Source organism: Pseudomonas sp. 65/3-MNA-CIBAN-0223 (assembly GCF_040310425.1).
Taxonomy (GTDB): Bacteria; Pseudomonadota; Gammaproteobacteria; order Pseudomonadales; family Pseudomonadaceae; genus Aquipseudomonas; species Aquipseudomonas gregormendelii.
This window is the reverse complement of record NZ_JBEOPV010000006.1, coordinates 304,048-322,306: the sequence shown is the minus strand read 5'-3', so window position 1 is coordinate 322,306 and position 18,259 is coordinate 304,048. Positions and strand designations below refer to the sequence as shown.

The 18,259-nt window shown below is 62.4% G+C and carries 13 protein-coding genes; 8 read left to right on the top strand and 5 right to left on the bottom strand.

Features of this window, described 5'->3' with window-relative positions; all coding sequences use genetic code 11:
- The first annotated feature begins 178 nt into the window (after window positions 1-178).
- Genes recC through recD form a run of 3 tightly spaced genes read left to right on the top strand, consistent with a single transcriptional unit; the run spans window position 179 to window position 9,416 of the window.
- A complete protein-coding gene (recC, locus tag AAEZ09_RS09525; RefSeq protein WP_350599254.1) occupies window positions 179-3,631 on the top strand; it encodes an exodeoxyribonuclease V subunit gamma in 3,453 nt (1,150 codons plus the stop codon).
- Window positions 3,628-7,317, top strand: coding sequence for an exodeoxyribonuclease V subunit beta (gene recB / locus AAEZ09_RS09520; RefSeq protein WP_350599252.1), 3,690 nt, complete (start codon window positions 3,628-3,630; stop codon window positions 7,315-7,317). The genes recC and recB overlap by 4 nt, the downstream gene beginning before the upstream one ends.
- A complete protein-coding gene (gene recD / locus AAEZ09_RS09515; protein WP_350599250.1) occupies window positions 7,314-9,416 on the top strand; it encodes an exodeoxyribonuclease V subunit alpha in 2,103 nt (700 codons plus the stop codon). The genes recB and recD overlap by 4 nt, the downstream gene beginning before the upstream one ends.
- A 63-nt stretch (window positions 9,417-9,479) precedes the next feature.
- Here recD and AAEZ09_RS09510 read toward each other — a convergent pair whose 3' ends face one another.
- Entirely contained in the window at window positions 9,480-10,427 is a 948-nt protein-coding gene (locus AAEZ09_RS09510) for a LysR family transcriptional regulator (protein WP_350599248.1), read from the bottom strand.
- A gap of 149 nt (window positions 10,428-10,576) precedes the next feature.
- Between AAEZ09_RS09510 and AAEZ09_RS09505 the strand changes: the two genes are divergently transcribed.
- Window positions 10,577-12,103, top strand: a complete 1,527-nt coding sequence (locus AAEZ09_RS09505; protein ID WP_045060090.1) for a CoA-acylating methylmalonate-semialdehyde dehydrogenase — start codon at window positions 10,577-10,579, stop codon at window positions 12,101-12,103.
- A gap of 10 nt (window positions 12,104-12,113) precedes the next feature.
- Window positions 12,114-13,001 carry a 3-hydroxyisobutyrate dehydrogenase gene (gene mmsB, locus AAEZ09_RS09500; RefSeq protein WP_205894128.1) on the top strand — a complete coding sequence of 296 codons (888 nt, stop codon included), beginning with the start codon at window positions 12,114-12,116 and terminating at the stop codon, window positions 12,999-13,001.
- Between the two features lie 85 nt (window positions 13,002-13,086).
- Here the strand turns inward: mmsB and AAEZ09_RS09495 are convergent, their stop codons facing one another.
- The 4 genes from AAEZ09_RS09495 to AAEZ09_RS09480 all read right to left on the bottom strand — a co-directional run bounded on the left by AAEZ09_RS09495 (window position 13,087) and on the right by AAEZ09_RS09480 (window position 15,456).
- Window positions 13,087-13,431 carry a cupin domain-containing protein gene (locus AAEZ09_RS09495; protein WP_028624747.1) on the bottom strand — a complete coding sequence of 115 codons (345 nt, stop codon included), beginning with the start codon at window positions 13,429-13,431 and terminating at the stop codon, window positions 13,087-13,089.
- A gap of 106 nt (window positions 13,432-13,537) precedes the next feature.
- Window positions 13,538-13,909 (bottom strand): MerR family transcriptional regulator, encoded by a 372-nt coding sequence (locus AAEZ09_RS09490; protein ID WP_350599245.1) that lies wholly within the window; start codon window positions 13,907-13,909, stop codon window positions 13,538-13,540.
- Window positions 13,910-13,950: 41 nt separating this feature from the next.
- Window positions 13,951-14,526 (bottom strand): NAD(P)H-dependent oxidoreductase, encoded by a 576-nt coding sequence (locus AAEZ09_RS09485; protein WP_122839950.1) that lies wholly within the window; start codon window positions 14,524-14,526, stop codon window positions 13,951-13,953.
- 45 nt (window positions 14,527-14,571) lie between these two features.
- Entirely contained in the window at window positions 14,572-15,456 is an 885-nt protein-coding gene (locus AAEZ09_RS09480) for a LysR family transcriptional regulator (RefSeq protein ID WP_350599244.1), read from the bottom strand.
- Window positions 15,457-15,687: 231 nt separating this feature from the next.
- Between AAEZ09_RS09480 and AAEZ09_RS09475 the strand changes: the two genes are divergently transcribed.
- The 3 genes from AAEZ09_RS09475 to AAEZ09_RS09465 all read left to right on the top strand — a co-directional run bounded on the left by AAEZ09_RS09475 (window position 15,688) and on the right by AAEZ09_RS09465 (window position 18,244).
- Window positions 15,688-16,452, top strand: coding sequence for a sulfite exporter TauE/SafE family protein (locus AAEZ09_RS09475; RefSeq protein ID WP_350599242.1), 765 nt, complete (start codon window positions 15,688-15,690; stop codon window positions 16,450-16,452).
- Window positions 16,453-16,610: 158 nt separating this feature from the next.
- Window positions 16,611-17,201: an NADPH:quinone oxidoreductase MdaB gene (gene mdaB, locus AAEZ09_RS09470; protein WP_350599240.1), complete on the top strand. Its 591-nt coding sequence runs from the start codon at window positions 16,611-16,613 to the stop codon at window positions 17,199-17,201.
- A 131-nt stretch (window positions 17,202-17,332) separates the two neighbouring features.
- The gene (locus AAEZ09_RS09465; protein WP_350599238.1) at window positions 17,333-18,244 is read left to right on the top strand and encodes a LysR substrate-binding domain-containing protein; all 912 of its coding nucleotides are present in this window, start codon (window positions 17,333-17,335) and stop codon (window positions 18,242-18,244) included.
- The last annotated feature ends 15 nt before the right edge of the window (window positions 18,245-18,259 follow it).

Sequence of the window (18,259 nt, the reverse complement as noted above, 5' to 3'; positions counted from 1 at the left end):
TGAGAGTAGGTCATCGTCAAGATTAAATTCCGAAACCCCTATCTGCGTATGCAGGTAGGGGTTTTGTTTTTGTCCGCGAGAAAATTCCCGCATCAACACCGGGCCGCTCCCGGCTGCCACAGTCTGCCGACAATGCTAAGGTTCGCCCTGGCGTTTGTATTTTTCCAAGGAAGCCTTTATGCCGGACGCGACGTCCCTCAGTGCTGGTTTTATGGTGGTTCACGGCAACCGCCTGGACGAGTTGCGCAGCCTGGTAGTCAGCTGGATGCGGCGGTACCCGCTGGCCCCCCTGGAAAACGAAATCGCCCTGGTCCAGAGCAACGGCATTGCCCAATGGCTCAAGCTGGCACTGGCAGAAGACCCTGAAGAGGACGATACGGGCGGCTGCGGAATTGCCGCTGCCATAGACGTGCAGCTGCCCGGCAGTTTCATGTGGCAGCTGTATCGCATGGTCCTTGGTCGCGAGGAAATTCCGGTCAAATCCTTGCTCGATAAAGCGCCCTTGACCTGGCGCCTGATGCGCCTGCTGCCGCAGGTGATCGATCAGCCTCACTTCGAGCCCCTGCAACGCTTCCTCACCAACGACACCGACTTGCGCAAGCGTTATCAGCTGTCCGAACGCCTGGCCGACCTGTTTGACCAATACCAGGTCTACCGCGCCGACTGGCTTGAAGACTGGGCGGAAGGTCGACACCAGTTACGCAATGGACGCGGCGAAGCCAAGCCGCTGACGCCGGCCAACGCCTGGCAAGCGGAGTTGTGGCGCGCACTGTTGCTGGATGTGGGTGAGCAGGGCATGGCGCAAAGCCGTGCGGGCGTGCACCAACGGTTTATCGAGCGCATCAATAGCCTGGACGAAGCGCCTGCGGGGTTGCCTTCGCGGGTGATCGTATTCGGGATTTCCTCGCTGCCTGCCCAGGCCCTGGAAGCGCTGGCCGGGTTGGCCCGTTTCAGCCAGGTCCTGCTGTGCGTGCACAACCCATGTCGTCACCATTGGGCAGACATCGTCGCCGATAAAGACCTGTTACGGCACCAATACAAGCGCCAGGCGCGCAAGAACGGAATGCCCGTTGTACTCGACCCGCATACCCTCCATCAGCATGCGCATCCATTGCTGGCGGCATGGGGTAAGCAAGGTCGTGACTACATCAACCTGCTCGACAGCTACGACGATCCCAACAGCTATCGCTCGGCGTTTCGCGACGGTCGCATCGACCTGTTCAGCGACAGCACGCCGCTGAACATGCTCAATCAACTGCAGGACGACATCCTCGAACTGCGCCCCCTGGGAGAAACCCGCGAGCTCTGGCCGGCTGTTGATCTTGAGCATGATCAGTCGATCCGTTTTCACATCGCCCACAGCGCCCAGCGGGAAGTGGAAATTCTCCACGACCAGTTGCTCGCGCGCTTCAGTGCTAATCCTGATCTGAGACCCCGTGACGTCATCGTCATGGTGCCGGACATCGACAGCTATGCCCCGCATATTCGCGCAGTATTCGGCCAGCTGGAGCACAGGGACCAGCGCTTCATACCGTTCACACTCGCCGATCAGGGCCAACGCGGTCGCGATCCATTGCTGATCGCCGTCGAGCATTTGCTGAAACTGCCTGACAGTCGTTTCCCCGTCAGCGAGATCCTCGATCTGCTGGACGTTCCTGCATTGCGGTCGCGATTCGGAGTTGAGGAGCGGGACCTGCCGACCCTGCATCGCTGGATCGAAGGTGCGGGCATCCGCTGGGGCATGGATGCCGAGCAGCGCGCCAGTCTCGGCTTGCCCGCCGAGCTTGAGCAAAACAGCTGGCGTTTCGGCCTGCGCAGGATGTTACTCGGTTACGCGGTAGGCAGCTCTGGTGCCTACGGCGGCATCGAGCCCTATGACGAGATCGGCGGCCTGGATGCCGCGCTGATCGGGCCGCTGGTAGCGCTGCTCGATGCGCTGGACATTGCTCACCATGAACTGGCCTCTCCTGCAGCTCCCGGGCAATGGGGCATGCGCCTGCAAGCGTTGATCCAGTTGTTTTTCCAGGCCAGCAACGAACACGACGACTACTTGCTCGCCCAGCTGGAAGAGTTGCGCGAAACCTGGCTGGAGACCTGTGAGTCGGTTGGGCTGCATGACCAGTTGCCCCTGACCGTGGTTCGCGAAGCCTGGCTCGCGGGCCTCGATCAGGGGCGTTTATCCCAGCGGTTCCTGGCCGGGGCAGTCAACTTCTGCACCTTGATGCCCATGCGGGCCATCCCGTTCAAACTGGTGTGCCTGCTGGGCATGAACGACGGCGACTACCCTCGCGCGCAACCGCCGCTGGACTTCGACTTGATGGGCAGCGATTACCGCCCCGGCGATCGATCCCGGCGCGAAGACGACCGTTATCTCCTGCTCGAAGCCCTGCTCTCGGCCCGTGATCAGCTTTATATCAGCTGGGTAGGCCGCAGCATTCGCGACAACAGCGAACGTCCGGCCTCGGTACTGATCGGCCAGCTTCGCGATCACCTGGCCAGCGGTTGGCACTCGGCCGATGAGTCCCAGGACCTGCTTGAAGCCATGACCCAGGAACACCCCCTACAGCCTTTCAGCGCCCGCTATTTCCATGAGGGCGATGGGCTGTTCAGCTATGCCAGCGAATGGCAGACCCTCCATCAAGCCAGTGCAGCGGATGCCGCGTTCGAGACCCTTGAACCCTACGTCCAGGAAGAGCCATTGAGCCTGGGGCAACTTCAGGATTTCCTGCGCAATCCGGTGCGCCACTTCTTCAGCCAACGCTTGAAGATATTCTTTGAAGCGGCCGAAGCCCCCCTGGCCAATGAAGAGCCTTTTGTCCTCGATGCCCTGCAACGCTACAGCCTCAGCGACAGTTTGCTGGAGGCGGCACTGGGGCAACCCGATTTCGTGGATCAGACACTGGCTGCACACGCCATCCGCCTGCAGAACAGTGGCCTGCTGCCCATGGCCGGCTTTGGCGAATACCTGCAACGGGAACTGATCGAACCGCTGCCGGACCTGCTGCAGCGTTATCAACAACTGCTGACGTTGTGGCCGACCCCGCTCGCCAGCGCGTTGCCGTTGAACCTGGAGTCCCAAGGCCTGCGCCTGGAGGGCTGGCTAAGCGGCCTGCATCAGCGTGCCGATGGCGGCTTGTTGTCGGTGACAACTATTCCCAACAGCATTGGTGCGATCAAGGCGCGTAAATGGCATCGGCTCACGCGCCCCTGGGTCAACCATCTGGTGGCTTGCGCCAGCGGTTGGCCAATGACCACCGCGCTGGTGGCCAGTGACGACAGTCTGCTGCTGGCCCCAATGGAGCAGGCACAGGCTTTGGGCATTCTGGGCGATCTGCTGCTGGCCTGGAAAACCGGCATGTGCCAGCCGCTGCCGATTGCCGTGAAAACGGCCTTTGCCTGGCTTGGTCAGACCGACCCGATGAAGGCCGAAGCCGCCGCTCGCAAAGCCTATGAAGGCGATGGCCTGACCACTGACGGCGAACGGCGTGAAAGTGCTGCGCTGGCCCGGCAGTTCAAGGACTACGACGCGCTCACGGCGGATGAATCATTCCCCGGGTGGTGCGATGCATTGTATCGACCGCTGCTGCAAGCTCCCTGGCGTTCGTTGAACAGCGAGGACTCGCGCGCATGACCGACAAGACGCCACTGGCCCTGGCTTTTCCGCTTCGCGGCAGCCAGCTGATCGAAGCCAGCGCCGGCACCGGCAAGACTTTTACCATCTCCGCATTGTATGTGCGCCTGGTCCTGGGCCACGGTGGCGAGTCCACCGGTTTCGGCCGTGAACTGCTGCCGCCGCAGATCCTCGTCGTGACCTTCACCGACGCGGCGACCAAGGAGCTGCGCGAACGCATCCGCACGCGCCTGGCTGAAGCGGCGCGCTTTTTCCGCGATGAAATAACTGCACCAGACGCCCTGATCGCCGACCTGCGTGATCAATACCCGGGGGAACAGTGGGCCGGATGTGCCAACCGCCTGGACATCGCGGCGCAGTGGATGGACGAAGCCGCTGTCTCGACCATCCACAGCTGGTGCCAGCGCATGTTGCGCGAGCACGCGTTCGACAGTGGCAGCCTGTTTACCCAGAGCCTGGAAACTGACCACAGCGACTTGCTGGGTGAAGTCCTGCGCGACTACTGGCGGTTGTTCTGCTACCCCATGCAAGGCGATGCACTGAGCTGGGTGCGTGGAAACTGGGGCGGCCCGGCGGCGTTGTTGCCGCGTGTGCGTGGGCTGTTCTCCAGCGAACGTGGCACCACTGCCGGCAAAGATCCTGCGCAACTGATTACCGAATGCCTGCAGGAACGCCGGGCGGCATTGCTTGAGCTGAAGATGCCCTGGACTCAATGGGCACAGGAGCTGCTCGCCATCTGCCACCAGGGCGTCGCAAGCAAGAGCGTCGACGGGCGCAAGATGCAGGCGCGTTATTTCGAACCCTGGTTTGAAAAGATCCAGGCCTGGGCCGCGGACGAATCGCTGGAGCAACTGGACATCGGCACCGGCTTCACCCGCCTGACCCCGGACGGCATGGCCGAAGCCTGGAAGGGCGAAGTGCCAAGTCACCCGGGGCTGGATGCGATGCCGGGGCTGAAGGCCAGTCTGGATAACCTGCCGACTCCCGATGCGGCCGTGCTGCAACACGCGGCCCAATGGGTGGGTACCCGGTTCGAAGAAGAGAAGCGGCGCCGTGCCGAGATGGGCTTCGATGACATGCTGCTGCGCCTCGATGCCGCCCTGCAAGCCGAAGGTGGCGAGCGCCTCGCCACGCTGATTCGCGAACAGTTTCCGGTGGCCTTGATCGACGAGTTCCAGGACACCGACCCGGTGCAGTACCGGATTTTCGAAACCATCTATCGCATCGAAGACAACAACCCCGACTGCGGCCTGTTCCTGATCGGCGACCCCAAGCAGGCGATCTACGCCTTCCGTGGCGCCGATATTCATACTTATCTGCGGGCGCGCCAGGCCACCACTGGCCGGCTCCATACCCTGGGGACCAACTTCCGCTCCAGCCATGGCATGGTCGAGGCGGTCAATCATGTGTTCGAACGTGCCGAGAGGCGTGAACTGGGGCGCGGGGCGTTCCTGTTCCGTGAACGCAACGGCGTAAATCCCGTGCCATTTCTACCGGTCCAATCCCAGGGCCGCAAGGAAGTGCTGCAGATACAGGGCAGCCCGGTGCCGGCCCTGAACATTTGGCACCTGTCTGGCGAGCAACCGCTGTCGGGCGCGGTCTACCGCAAACAATTGGCCGCCGCCTGCGCCAGTGAAATCACCGCCCTGCTCAACAGCGGGCAACAGCGACAGTCGGGATTCCATCAGGACGGCAAGGATTTCAGAGGCCTGCTGCCGGCGGATATCGCCATCCTGGTGCGCGAGGGCAAGGAAGCCCAGGCCGTACGCGCCGAGCTGTCGGCCCGTGGCGTGCGCAGTGTCTACCTGTCAGACAAGGACTCAGTGTTCGCCGCGCAGGAGGCCCATGACCTGCTGTCCTGGCTCAAGGCCTGCGCCGAGCCGGATGTCGAGCGGCCGTTGCGCGCTGCATTGGCCTGCATCACGTTGAACCTGTCTCTGGTCGAACTTGAACGGCTCAATCAGGATGAGCTGGCATGGGAAGCGCGGGTCATGCAGTTCCGCAGCTACCGTGAGCTCTGGCGCAAGCAGGGCGTCTTGCCGATGCTGCGACGCCTGCTGCACGACTTCAAGTTGCCGCAGACATTGATCGCCCGCAGCGATGGCGAACGAATTCTCACCAATCTTTTGCACCTGTCCGAACTGCTGCAGCAGGCTGCCGCTGAACTCGATGGCGAGCAGGCGCTGATTCGGCACCTGTCCGAACACCTGGCGTTATCCGGCCAGGCGGGGGAAGAGCAGATACTGCGTCTGGAGAGCGACGAGCAACTGGTCAAGGTCGTGACCATTCACAAGTCCAAGGGCCTGGAATATCCCCTGGTGTTCCTGCCGTTCATTTGCTCGGCCAAGCCGGTGGACGGCAGTCGGCTGCCGTTGCACTACCACGATGCCAGCGGCAAAGCGCAGATGAGCCTGAAGCCGACGGCCGAATTGATCGCACTGGCTGATCACGAGCGCCTGGCCGAGGACTTGCGCTTGCTGTATGTCGCCCTGACCCGGGCGCAGCACGCCTGCTGGCTTGGTGTCACCGATCTCAAGCGGGGCAATCACAACAGCTCGGTGCTGCATCTGTCGGCACTGGGTTATCTATTGGGTGGCGGTGCCATGCTGGCGGAATCTGCCGGTTTAAAACGCTGGCTGGAAGACCTTCAGCAAGATTGCCCGGCCCTGCGTTATTGCGAAGTCCCGCTTGCTAACGCCGAGCACTACCAGCCACCGCAGAACGACGCGCGCCTGCTCGCGCCGCTGATGCCCAAACGCCGTGCCAGTGAAAACTGGTGGATCGCCTCCTACAGCGCCTTGCGTATCGGCGACAGCTTGAGTATCGGCAGCGACGAAGCACCGGAAAACCCTCAGGCACAGAAACTGTTCGACGACGAACGCCTCGACCCCAATGCTCCGCGTGAAGTGGCGGCCGGCGGCGCGGACATCCATCGATTCCCTCGCGGCCCAGGCCCCGGCACCTTTCTCCATGGGCTGCTGGAATGGGCCGGTGGTGAAGGCTTTTGCGCCAACCCACAAGCGGTTGAAGACGCCATTGCGCGTCGCTGTAATCGGCGCGGCTGGGAAGGCTGGATTACCACCTTGAGTGACTGGCTGCAGCACTTGCTCAAATCGCCGCTGCACCTGGGGGCAGGGCAGGCCCCGGTCGTGTTCGAGCACCTGACCCAGTACCGGGTCGAGATGGAATTCTGGTTCGCCAGCCACAAGGTGGACGTGCTGAAACTCGATGAGCTGGTGCGCCAATACACGCACAACGGCGTCGCGCGGGTGGCGGCAGAACCGGTATTGCTTAACGGCATGTTCAAGGGCTTCATCGACCTGACGTTCGAACACGAAGGTCGGTATTACGTGGCTGATTACAAATCCAACTGGCTGGGTGTCGATGACTCGGCGTATACCGGGCAAGCGATGGAGCAATCGATCCTCGACAACCGCTATGACCTGCAGTACGTGCTGTACCTGCTGGCCCTGCATCGCCAGCTAAAAGCGCGTTTGGCCGATTACGACTATGACCGTCACGTGGGCGGTGCGTTGTACCTGTTCCTGCGCGGCACCCGTGCAGCCAGCCAGGGGGTTTATTTCGCCCGTCCGCCAAGGGAGTTGATCGAACACCTTGATCGCCTGTTCCAGGGCAAGCCGCAGCCCAAGGCCGAACCCGCCTGGGAACAGGGAGAACTGCTATGAGTCGCACCTTCGCCGATTTGCTGCCCACCTCACTGGCGGCTGAAAGCCTGGCCGACCTCGCACCCTTGAGCCGCGCCGAAGACTTGCTGCTGTTGCTCACACGCTGGGTCGAGCGCGGCTGGTTGCGTGCATTGGACAAGGCGTTCGTGGCCTTCCTGCATGAGCTGGCGCCCGATGAAGATCCCCTGGTATTGCTGGCGGCCGCGCTGACCAGCCACCAGCTGGGTCACGGGCATGTGTGCCTGGATCTGTACGAGACTCTCAAGGAACCGGATTTTGCCCTGTCCCTGCCACCCGAAGGCGATGTGCAAGGCGGCTCGATGGTGTTGCCTTCGCAATTGCTCGAGGCGCTGGACGGCGCTCACTGGTGCAAGGCGCTCGCGGTCAGCCCGTTGGTCGCATTGGCGGCCGACGGACGCGAGAATGCGCAGCAAAGGCCTTTGGTGCTGTCGGGTAAACGCCTGTATCTGCGGCGCTACTGGGCGTACGAACGACGCATCGACCTGTCATTGCGCCAGCGCCTGGCTGAGCACGAAGTGACCCCTGCGGATTTGAGCCAGCGCCTCACCGGCCTGTTCGGTCCTGCCAGGCCGGGTGAGGTGATCGACTGGCAAAAACTCGCCTGCGCCCTGGCGACCCGCAGTGCATTCAGTATCGTCACCGGTGGTCCCGGGACCGGCAAGACCACCACCGTCGTGCGTTTGCTGGCGTTGCTCCAGGCGCCCGCAGTGGAGGCTGGCCAGCCGCTGCGCATCCGTCTTGCGGCACCCACGGGCAAGGCGGCGGCGCGCTTGACCGAGTCCATCAGCCAGCAGGTCAGGACGCTGGAAGTCAGCGAAGCGGTCCGGGCGAAAATTCCTTCGGACGTCACCACGGTTCACCGCCTGCTCGGCAGCCGGCCCGGGACGCGGCACTTCCGGCATCACGCGGGCAATCGCCTGCCACTTGATGTGCTGGTGGTGGATGAAGCGTCGATGATCGACCTGGAGATGATGGCCAATCTGCTCGATGCCCTGCCAGCCCATGCGCGACTGGTGCTGCTGGGTGACAAGGATCAGCTGGCGTCGGTTGAAGCGGGCGCCGTGCTGGGCGATCTGTGCCGTGACGCGGAAGCCGGCTGGTACAGCCCGCAGACTCGCCAGTGGCTGGAGCAGGTCAGTGGCGAAAGCCTGGCAAACAGCGACCTGCACGAGGATACCCAAGGCGTTCACCCGCTGGCGCAACAAGTGGTGATGCTGCGCCATTCTCGCCGCTTCGGGGAGGGCAGCGGCATTGGTCAGCTGGCTCGCCGGGTCAATCAGCAGCAGCCTGAAGAGGCGCGCAAACTGCTGGCCACCCGCAGCCACGACGACGTGTTCAGCCTGTCGCTCAAGGGCGAACAGGACCGGGCGCTGGAGCGTTTGCTGCTTGAAGGTCACGGCGATGGGCCGCAGGGTTATCGGCATTACCTCGGCCTGCTGCGCCAGCAGCGCCCGGCGCCTGGCCGAGCCCTTGAGGATCCTTGCTGGGCCGACTGGGCTCGCCAGGTGCTGCAGGCGTTCGACGCCTTCCAGTTGCTCTGCGCCGTACGCAAGGGCCCCTGGGGCGTGGAAGGCCTGAATCAGCGAGTGACCGCCGCGCTGCTCAAGGCCCGATTGATCGATAACGATCAGCAGTGGTACGAAGGACGCCCGGTATTGATGACGCGTAACGACTACGGTCTGGGGCTGATGAACGGTGACATCGGCATCGCGCTCAAGCTACCGGAACGCGAGGGGCCTGAAGCCGGAAAGCAGGTGTTGCGCGTGGCATTCCCGCGCAACGATGGTCAAGGTGGTGTGCGTTTTGTACTGCCGAGCCGGCTCAATGACGTCGAAACCGTGTACGCGATGACGGTGCACAAATCCCAGGGCTCAGAGTTTGCCCACACCGCACTGATCCTCCCGGACGCCCTCAACCCGGTCCTCACCAAGGAGCTGATCTACACCGGAATCACCCGGGCAAAAAACTGGTTCACCCTGATAGAACCCCGGGCCGGCGTCTTCGAAGAGGCCGTGCGGCGTAAGGTCAAGCGCCTGAGTGGGCTGATGCTTGAACTGGATGAGGCCCCCGGCCAGTAACGCAAACTGGCCGACTTGCCGGCCGCACCGAGAACCGCCGTGTGTCGATGTGGTATCCGCCGGCTAATCGGCGAACAGCATCTCGCGGCTCTCACCCATCAATAGCCCCTGATTCTGCTCAGTCACCCCGCGGATGTAGTCCCACAACAGGGTGATCCGCTTGAGCTTCCTCAAATCCTCCCGGCAGTACATCCAAAACTGCCGGGTGATGTTGATCTCGCTCGGCAGCACCGGCAGCAGCCGTGGATCCTGGGCCGCCAGGAAGCACGGCAGGATGGCCAGCGACCGGCCCTGCTGAGCGGCGACGAACTGCGCGATGACGCTGGTGCTGCGCAGGTTGGCGCTGGCGCCGGGCAGTACGTTGGCCAGGTACAGCAGCTCCGAGCTGAACGCCAGGTCATCCACATAACTGATGAACGCATGCTTGGCCAGGTCGCTGGGACGGCGGATGGGCGGGTGCTGGTCGAGGTAGTCCTGGGTCGCGTACAGCTGCAAGCGGTAGTCGCACAATTTGCAGCACACGTACGGGCCATGCTCCGGGCGCTCCAGGGCGATGACGATGTCGGCCTCGCGCTTGGACAGGCTGATGAAGTGCGGCAGCGGCAGGATATCCACCGAGATCGCCGGGTAGGCGTCGACGAAATGGCTCAGCTGCGGGGTGATGAAAAAGCTGCCGAACCCTTCGGTGCAGCCCATGCGCACATGCCCGGATAACGCCACCCCTGAGCCAGACACCTGCTCGCAGGCCATGTGCAGGGTGCTCTCGATCGATTCGGCGTAACCCAGCAGCCGTTGGCCTTCGGCCGTCAGCACAAAACCGCTGGTGCGGGATTTTTCGAACAACAGTGTGCCCAGCGCCGTTTCCAGCGAACTGATGCGCCGCGACACCGTGGTGTAGTCCACTGCCAGGCGCTTGGCGGCGGTGCTGGCCTTGCGGGTGCGGGCGACTTCGAGGAAAAACTTGAGGTCATCCCAGTTCAGCGAGCCTAGAGACGTGATGTTTTTTTGCATGATGGACCGGCTTTTATGTGCGTTCTTATTAGAAGTTTGCACATCTATACTCCAAAAACCGTCCGACAACCAATTCGCGACACACGTCTCATCTCAAGGCGACTTTCTCGCCTTGGCTCCCTGATAACAACAAGTCCAGGAGACCCAACATGAACGCATCGCTCACGCCCAACGAAACCACCGTGCAGAAGGTCAAGCTGTTGATCGACGGCGAGTGGGTCGAGTCGCAATCCACCGAGTGGCACGACATCGTCAACCCGGCGACTCAGCAAGTGCTCGCCAAGGTTCCGTTTGCCACCGCCTCGGAAGTCGACGCAGCCATTGCCGCTGCCCATCGCGCCTTCCAGACCTGGAAGCTGACGCCGATTGGCGCGCGCATGCGCATCATGCTCAAGCTCCAGGCATTGATTCGCGAGCACTCCAAGCGCATTGCCGTGGTGCTGAGCAACGAGCAGGGCAAAACCATTGCCGATGCTGAAGGCGATATTTTCCGTGGCCTGGAAGTGGTCGAGCATGCCTGTTCCATCGGCACCCTGCAGATGGGCGAGTTCGCCGAGAACGTCGCCAGCGGCGTCGACACCTACACCCTGCGCCAGCCGATCGGCGTGTGCGCCGGTATCACTCCGTTCAACTTCCCGGCGATGATTCCGCTGTGGATGTTCCCGATGGCCATTGCCTGCGGCAATACCTTCGTGTTGAAACCTTCCGAACAGGATCCGCTGTCGACCCTGCTGCTGGTGGAGCTGGCGATCGAAGCGGGCGTCCCGGCGGGCGTGCTCAACGTGGTGCACGGCGGCAAGGATGTGGTGGATGCGCTCTGCACCCACAAGGACATCAAGGCGGTGTCCTTCGTCGGGTCGACTGCGGTCGGCACTCACGTGTACGACCTGGCGGGCAAACATGGCAAGCGCGTGCAGTCGATGATGGGCGCGAAGAACCATGCCGTGGTGCTGCCGGACGCCAACCGCGAACAGGCGTTGAATGCGCTGGTCGGTGCCGGTTTCGGCGCAGCGGGTCAACGCTGCATGGCCACGTCTGTGGTGGTGCTGGTGGGCGCGGCCAAGCAATGGCTGCCTGATTTGAAAGCACTGGCGCAGAAACTCAAGGTCAATGCCGGCAGTGAGCCGGGTACCGACGTTGGGCCGGTGATTTCGAAACGCGCCAAGGCGCGCATCCTCGACCTGATCGAAAGCGGCATCAAGGAAGGTGCGAAGCTGGAGCTGGACGGGCGCGACATCAGTGTGGCCGGCTACGAGCAGGGCAACTTCGTCGGCCCAACCCTGTTTTCCGGGGTGACCACCGACATGCAGATCTACACCCAGGAAATCTTCGGCCCGGTGCTGGTGGTGCTGGAGGTCAATACGCTGGACGAGGCCATCGCCCTGGTCAACGCCAACCCCTTTGGCAACGGCACTGGCCTGTTCACCCAGAGCGGTGCGGCGGCACGTAAATTCCAGAATGAAATCGACGTCGGCCAGGTCGGCATCAACATCCCGATCCCGGTGCCGGTCCCGTTCTTCAGCTTTACCGGCTCGCGCGGTTCCAAGCTTGGCGATCTCGGCCCGTATGGCAAGCAAGTGGTGCAGTTCTACACTCAGACCAAGACGGTCACCAGTCGCTGGTTCGATGACAACAGCGTCAACGACGGTGTGAACACCACCATCAACTTGCGCTAAGGAGTGGTCCATGAAAATCGCATTTATCGGTCTGGGCAACATGGGCGCGCCGATGGCACGCAACCTGATCAAGGCCGGTCATGACCTCAAGCTGGTCGACCTGAACACCACCGTGCTGGCGGAGCTGGAGCAACTGGGCGGCAGCATCAGCGCCTCCGCCCGTGAGGCGGCCCAAGGTGCGGAGCTGGTGATTACCATGCTGCCGGCCGCCGTGCATGTGCGCAGTGTGTGGCTGGGTGAAAACGGCGTGCTCGCGGGGATTGGCGAAGGCGTTCCGGCAGTGGATTGCAGCACCATTGACCCACAGACGGCGCGTGAAGTCGCGAGCGCTGCTGCCAAACAAGGCGTGGCCATGGCCGATGCGCCGGTGTCTGGCGGTACGGGTGGCGCAGCTGCCGGCACCCTGACATTCATGGTCGGTGCCACGCCCGAGCTGTTTGCCACGCTGCAACCGGTGCTGGCGCAGATGGGCCGCAATATCGTGCATTGCGGCGAAGTCGGCACCGGGCAGATCGCCAAGATCTGCAACAACCTGCTGCTGGGAATTTCCATGGTCGGCGTCAGCGAAGCCATGGCCCTGGGTGATGCCCTGGGCATCGACACCGGCGTGCTGGCCGGGATCATCAACAGCTCCACCGGGCGCTGCTGGAGTTCGGAGATGTACAACCCGTGGCCGGGCATCGTCGAGACCGCTCCGGCGTCGCGCGGCTATACCGGCGGCTTCGGTGCCGAACTGATGCTCAAGGACTTGGGGCTGGCGACTGAGGCGGCCCGTCAGGCGCACCAGCCTGTGGTGCTGGGCGCCGTGGCGCAGCAGTTGTATCAGGCAATGAGCCTGCGCGGGGAGGGTGGCCAAGACTTCTCGGCGATCATCAACAGCTATCGCAAACCCCAGTAAAAGCGGGTAATTCGCAAAAGCAAAAGATCGCAGCCTGCGGCAGCTCCTACACGGGAATGCCGCAGGCTGCGATCTTTTCTATGCATCAGGCAAACACAAAGTACTTGCGCACAGTCTCGACCACTTCCCACGTGCCTTTCATCCCTGGCTCAACGACAAAGATATCCCCTGCCCGCAGATGGATCGGCGCCATGCCTTCCGGCGTGATCACGCAGTAGCCTTCCTGGAAATGGCAGTACTCCCACTTCACGTATTCCACATACCATTTGCCCGGCGTGCAGATCCAGGTGCCCATGATCTTGCTGCCGTCTTCGCTGGTGTAGGCGTTGAGATTGACGGTGTGCGGATCGCCTTCGAGTTTTTCCCATTTGCAGGCGTCGAGTACCGGCAGGGGATGGGTGTCGCGAAGAACGGTAATAGGTGCGGTCATGTGGACTCCGGGCAGTGGATGCAAGAACGAAGTCGCACCCTATAGCGCCCGCCCGCTGGCGAGTTGTCTGTGCTCGACATCGGGGTGTCCAGAAACGCGCAGGCGCCTAAAGCGTCTCCAGCGGACAAGCGGCCCGGGCCTGTTCGATACCCAGTTCAAACTCCACCAGTTGGGCGTGTTGCCGCGCCAGGGCAGCCATCCGCTCGCTGATCTCCTGCTTCTTCGCCGCGATGGCCTGATGGGCCAATGCCCAGGGCACCTGGGTTCCCTGATGGCCGGCGAAAATCGCCTGCAGCTCTTTGAGGCGGAACCCCAGTTGCTGAGCACATTTGATGAAGCCCAGCAGTTCGACGCTCTGCTGGTCGTACACGCGATATTTACCCTGACGCTGGGCCACCGGCAGCAGGCCGATCGCCTCGTAATGGCGGATGCTTTTGATCGTGGTTCCGGAGCGCTGCGCTGCCTGGCCGATGTACATCAATAATTCCCTTTAATGAGTCCCGGGCATTATCGGCGCACTCAGCGACTGGCGATAGCTTCGGCTTGCTGCAACCACCGCTCGCGCTGCGCGTGACTGGAGTCGAGAATCGGGCCGAAGGTCAGCGTCCGGGTGGGCTTGATGCCGCAGAACTGCAGCGTGGTCCTGCGCATTTGATGCAAGCCGGGCATGCGGTAGAACCAGCGGTAGTACCAGGGCGGCGTATCCATGGTCACCAGCAGGTGCGCGCTGCGACCGTGCAGGAGTTTGTCGGGGAAGGCTTTGCCTTTGCGGTACTTGAAGGCGAAACCGGGGAGGAACACCCGGTCGAAAAAGCCCTTGAGCAAGGCTGGAATCCCGCCCCACCAGATCGGAAACACCAGCGTCAGTTGCTCGGCCCACAAGACATCCGCCTGGGCTTGCAGCAGGTCGGCTTCCAGTGGTTGAACCTGTTGGTAGCCTTCACGCAATACGGGGTCGAACGCCAGCTGGCCGAGAAACAATTGGCGCACTTCATGCCCGGCACGCAGGGCCGACTGGGTATAGCGCTCGGCCACGGCGGCGCAAAAACTGCTGCTCGAAGGGTGACCGAGAATCACCAGAATCCGTTTGCCCATCGTGGCTGTCCTTGAAGAGGAAAACCCAAGGGTAAAGTCTGCCCCTCAGGGGAGAGTCAAGGCATGCAGCAACGCCTTGGCGTAACCGGGCAGTTGCGCAAAGTCACGGGCACACAACAGCAGTTGGCGCTGCGCCCAGGCTTCGGCCAGCGCGATGCTGTGCAACGCTGGCGCGCCGGGCCAGCGTGCCACTGCCGCCTGCGGCACGATGGCCAGCCCGGCCCCCCGGGCGACCATGCGCATGGCGCCATCGAAGCCATCGGCCCTGATGCGAATCTGCAGGCGGGAACCGATATGCAGCGCCTGTTCTTCCAGGTAAATCGCCAGGGCGCTGTTGCTGTTCAGGCCAACGTAGTCGTGCGCCAGGGTGTCGCTGAAGCTCAGGGCGCCGAGCCTAGCCAGGGGGTGGTCGGGGGGCATGATCAATACCAGCGGGTCGTCGCGAAACGGGCGGGTTTGCAGGTCGCTGCTGTCCACGGCATCCGAGACAATGCCCAGATCCGCCGCGCCCTGGCGTAGCGCATGGGTGATGCGCGCACTGGGCAATTCCTGCAGGTCGATGTCCAGGTTGGGATGGCTGAGCAGAAAGTCGGCGAGCAGTTCGGGCAGGTATTCACTCATCGCCGTGGTGTTGCACAGCAACCGGACTTGTCCTTTGACGCCCTGGGCATATTCGGCCAGGTTCTGTTGCAGGCGGTCGGCCTGTTGCAGCAGCAACCGGGCGTGTTGCGCCAAGGCTTTGCCGGCAGCGGTGGGGGTGACTCCGCGTCTGCCGCGCACCAGGAAATCCACTCCCAGGGACGATTCCATCGCCCGGATGCGTGCGCTCGCTGCCGCCAGGGATAAATGACTGCGGATTGCGCCGGCGGTGATGTTGCCGCTGTCGAGGATGTTCAGGTAGAGGCGCAGGTCGGTGAGGTCGAAGTGCATGGTGAGTCCGTAGAGGTGTGTCGTTTGGGCTGCCGCCTTCGCGGGCAAGCCCGCTCCCACAGTGATTGAGGCGCTGCGCAATCTTGAGCACGATACCCGCACCCTGTGGGAGCGGGCTTGCCCGCGAAAGCGCCGGCTGCCACAACCAGGAACCTAGCCTCAGCCACAGCAAGAGGCACCCTCAGTATAAGCCAGCTTTTCAAACCCCCTGCCCAGCACCACGATAGACCCATGGATACTCTGACTGCGTTCTATCAAAACCTCGGCCTCGCCCTGTCAATACTGGTGATCGCCACCTTCCTGCTGGCCGGCATGATCAAGGGCGTGATCGGCCTTGGCCTACCGACTATCGCCATGGGTCTGCTTGGCCTGGCTATGGCGCCAGCGCAGGCTGCCGCGCTGCTGATCATTCCCGCGACCTTGACCAACCTCTGGCAGCTGGCATTCGGCGGGCATTTGCGGCAGTTGGTCAGACGTTTGTGGCCGATGCTCCTGGCCATTTTCCTCGGCACAGGAGCGGGCACGCTGTGGATTGGCATGGCTGGCGGGCACTGGGTCGTGCGGGGGTTGGGCGCGGCATTGCTGCTTTACGCCTTGAGCGGGTTGTTCCTGCCCACCCTGCAGGTCGGCCACCGTGCTGAACGCTGGCTCGCCCCATTGTGCGGCGTGCTGACCGGCGTCATCACCTCGGCCACGGGCGTGTTCGTGATTCCGGCAGTGCCCTATCTGCAGGCGCTGGGCTTGAACAGGGACCAGCTGGTGCAGGCACTGGGCCTGTCATTCACCGTCTCGACCCTGGCCCTGGCCGCCGGCCTGTTCTGGCGTGGCGCTCTGGGCGGGGGCGAGCTGGGCGCATCGTTGCTGGCGCTGATCCCGGCGGTGGCGGGCATGTTGCTGGGGCAATGGCTGCGCCAGCGCATCAGCGCCACCTTGTTCAAACGGGTATTTTTCATTGGCCTTGGCGTGCTGGGCGGCCACTTGCTGATCAGCGGCTAGCGGAGGAGGGCCTGAGCATATCGGATCGCAGTCTAAGGCAACAATAGATGCTTGATTCGTGCTTGTGGATCAAATGAGTTTTGTCACATCAGGGCTTATTCCGCGCGAGGCGGGCCGATACCCTGCCGCCATCGAATTCAGACCTTCCGAGACCTTTCATGAAAAAAGTCCTGTTGCTCAATGGCGGTAAAAAGTTTGCCCACTCCGATGGTCGCTACAACACCACTCTGCACGAAACTGCACTGAGCGTTCTGGACCGAGGCGGCATGGACGTGAAAACCACGTTCATCGACGAGGGTTATGACGTCGCTGAAGAAGTGGCCAAATTCCTCTGGGCCGATGTGATCATTTACCAAATGCCAGGCTGGTGGATGGGCGCGCCCTGGACCGTCAAGAAGTACATCGACGAAGTGTTCACTGAAGGCCATGGCAGCCTCTACGCCAGCGACGGCCGCACCCGCTCCGATGCCTCGCAGAAGTACGGCAGCGGCGGCCTGGTGCAGGGCAAGCAATACATGTTGTCGCTGACCTGGAATGCTCCGCAGCAGGCATTCGATGATCCGACGGACTTCTTTGAAGCCAAGGGCGTAGACGCGGTGTACTTCCCGTTCCACAAGGCCAACGAGTTCCTCGGCATGACCAGCCTGCCCACCTTCCTGTGCGTTGACGTCATGAAGCGCCCGAACATTGAAGCCGACATTGCCCGTTATGAGCAGCATCTGAGCGAGGTGTTTGGCCTGTCTGCATAAGGTTTCAGGCTACTATCGGATGCGACGGCCTGAAAGATCGCAGCCTGCGCCAGCTCCTACAGTGGACTGCGAGCGTCGCAGGCTGTGATCCTGGCGACAGATGCCACGGCGATTGTGAAAAGAGGACACCCTTGAAAGCCAGATCCGATGAACTGCAGATTTTCGTCTGCGTGATTGAATGCGGATCGATCTCCGCTGCGGCCGAGCAGGTGGGGCAAACGCCTTCGGCGGTCAGTCGCACGTTGTCGCGGCTGGAGGCCAAGCTCGAGACCACGTTGATCAACCGCACCACCCGGCGCATGGACCTGACAGAAGAGGGCAAGTATTTCTTCGAGCAGGCCAAGCTGATCCTCGACCAGATGGATCAACTCGAAGAGCGCCTGAGCTCCCGCCAGCAGACGCCTTCCGGGCGCCTGCGGATCAACGCGGCAGCGCCCTTCATGCTGCACGCCATCGTGCCGTATATCGACGAGTTCCGCCGGCTCTACCCGGACATCCAGCTGGAGCTCAACAGCAACGACCTGCTCATCGACCTGCTCGAACAAAGCACTGACATCGCCATCCGCATTGGTACCCTCGCCGACTCGACCCTGCACGCGCGTTCCCTGGGGTGCAGCCCGTTGCACATCGTCGCCAGCCCGGCGTATCTGGAGCGGCACGGGACGCCCACGGCCGTGGCGGATCTGAGCGCCCACAGCTTGCTCGGTTTCACCCAGAACGAAAGCCTCAACCAGTGGCCTTTGCGCTATGAACACGGCGACCGCTGGCCGATCCAGGCCAGCATCAGCGCCTCCAGTGGCGAGACGATTCGCCATCTGGCGCTGGAGGGGCAGGGCATCGCCTGCCTGTCGCACTTCATGACCATCGAGGACATCCGCGCCGGTCGCCTGCAGGTGCTGCTGGAGGATTCCAACAGCGGTTATCGCCAGCCGATCAATGCGGTGTACTACCGCAACTCGCAGCTTGCCCTGCGCATTCAATGCTTCCTCGACTTCATCCAGGGCAAACTGGCAGCGTATGCCAACGCGCAGTTCAACGGCTGATTCGTGACTCCAGCG

Bases quoted from the DNA above. Each gene is read 5' to 3' on its own strand.
- recC (WP_350599254.1), top strand. From the start codon at position 179: ATGCCGGACGCGACGTCCCTCAGTGCTGGTTTTATGGTGGTTCACGGC.
- recB (WP_350599252.1), top strand. From the start codon at position 3,628: ATGACCGACAAGACGCCACTGGCCCTGGCTTTTCCGCTTCGCGGCAGC.
- recD (WP_350599250.1), top strand. From the start codon at position 7,314: ATGAGTCGCACCTTCGCCGATTTGCTGCCCACCTCACTGGCGGCTGAA.
- AAEZ09_RS09510 (WP_350599248.1), bottom strand. From the start codon at position 10,427: ATGCAAAAAAACATCACGTCTCTAGGCTCGCTGAACTGGGATGACCTC.
- AAEZ09_RS09505 (WP_045060090.1), top strand. From the start codon at position 10,577: ATGAACGCATCGCTCACGCCCAACGAAACCACCGTGCAGAAGGTCAAG.
- mmsB (WP_205894128.1), top strand. From the start codon at position 12,114: ATGAAAATCGCATTTATCGGTCTGGGCAACATGGGCGCGCCGATGGCA.
- AAEZ09_RS09495 (WP_028624747.1), bottom strand. From the start codon at position 13,431: ATGACCGCACCTATTACCGTTCTTCGCGACACCCATCCCCTGCCGGTA.
- AAEZ09_RS09490 (WP_350599245.1), bottom strand. From the start codon at position 13,909: ATGTACATCGGCCAGGCAGCGCAGCGCTCCGGAACCACGATCAAAAGC.
- AAEZ09_RS09485 (WP_122839950.1), bottom strand. From the start codon at position 14,526: ATGGGCAAACGGATTCTGGTGATTCTCGGTCACCCTTCGAGCAGCAGT.
- AAEZ09_RS09480 (WP_350599244.1), bottom strand. From the start codon at position 15,456: ATGCACTTCGACCTCACCGACCTGCGCCTCTACCTGAACATCCTCGAC.
- AAEZ09_RS09475 (WP_350599242.1), top strand. From the start codon at position 15,688: ATGGATACTCTGACTGCGTTCTATCAAAACCTCGGCCTCGCCCTGTCA.
- mdaB (WP_350599240.1), top strand. From the start codon at position 16,611: ATGAAAAAAGTCCTGTTGCTCAATGGCGGTAAAAAGTTTGCCCACTCC.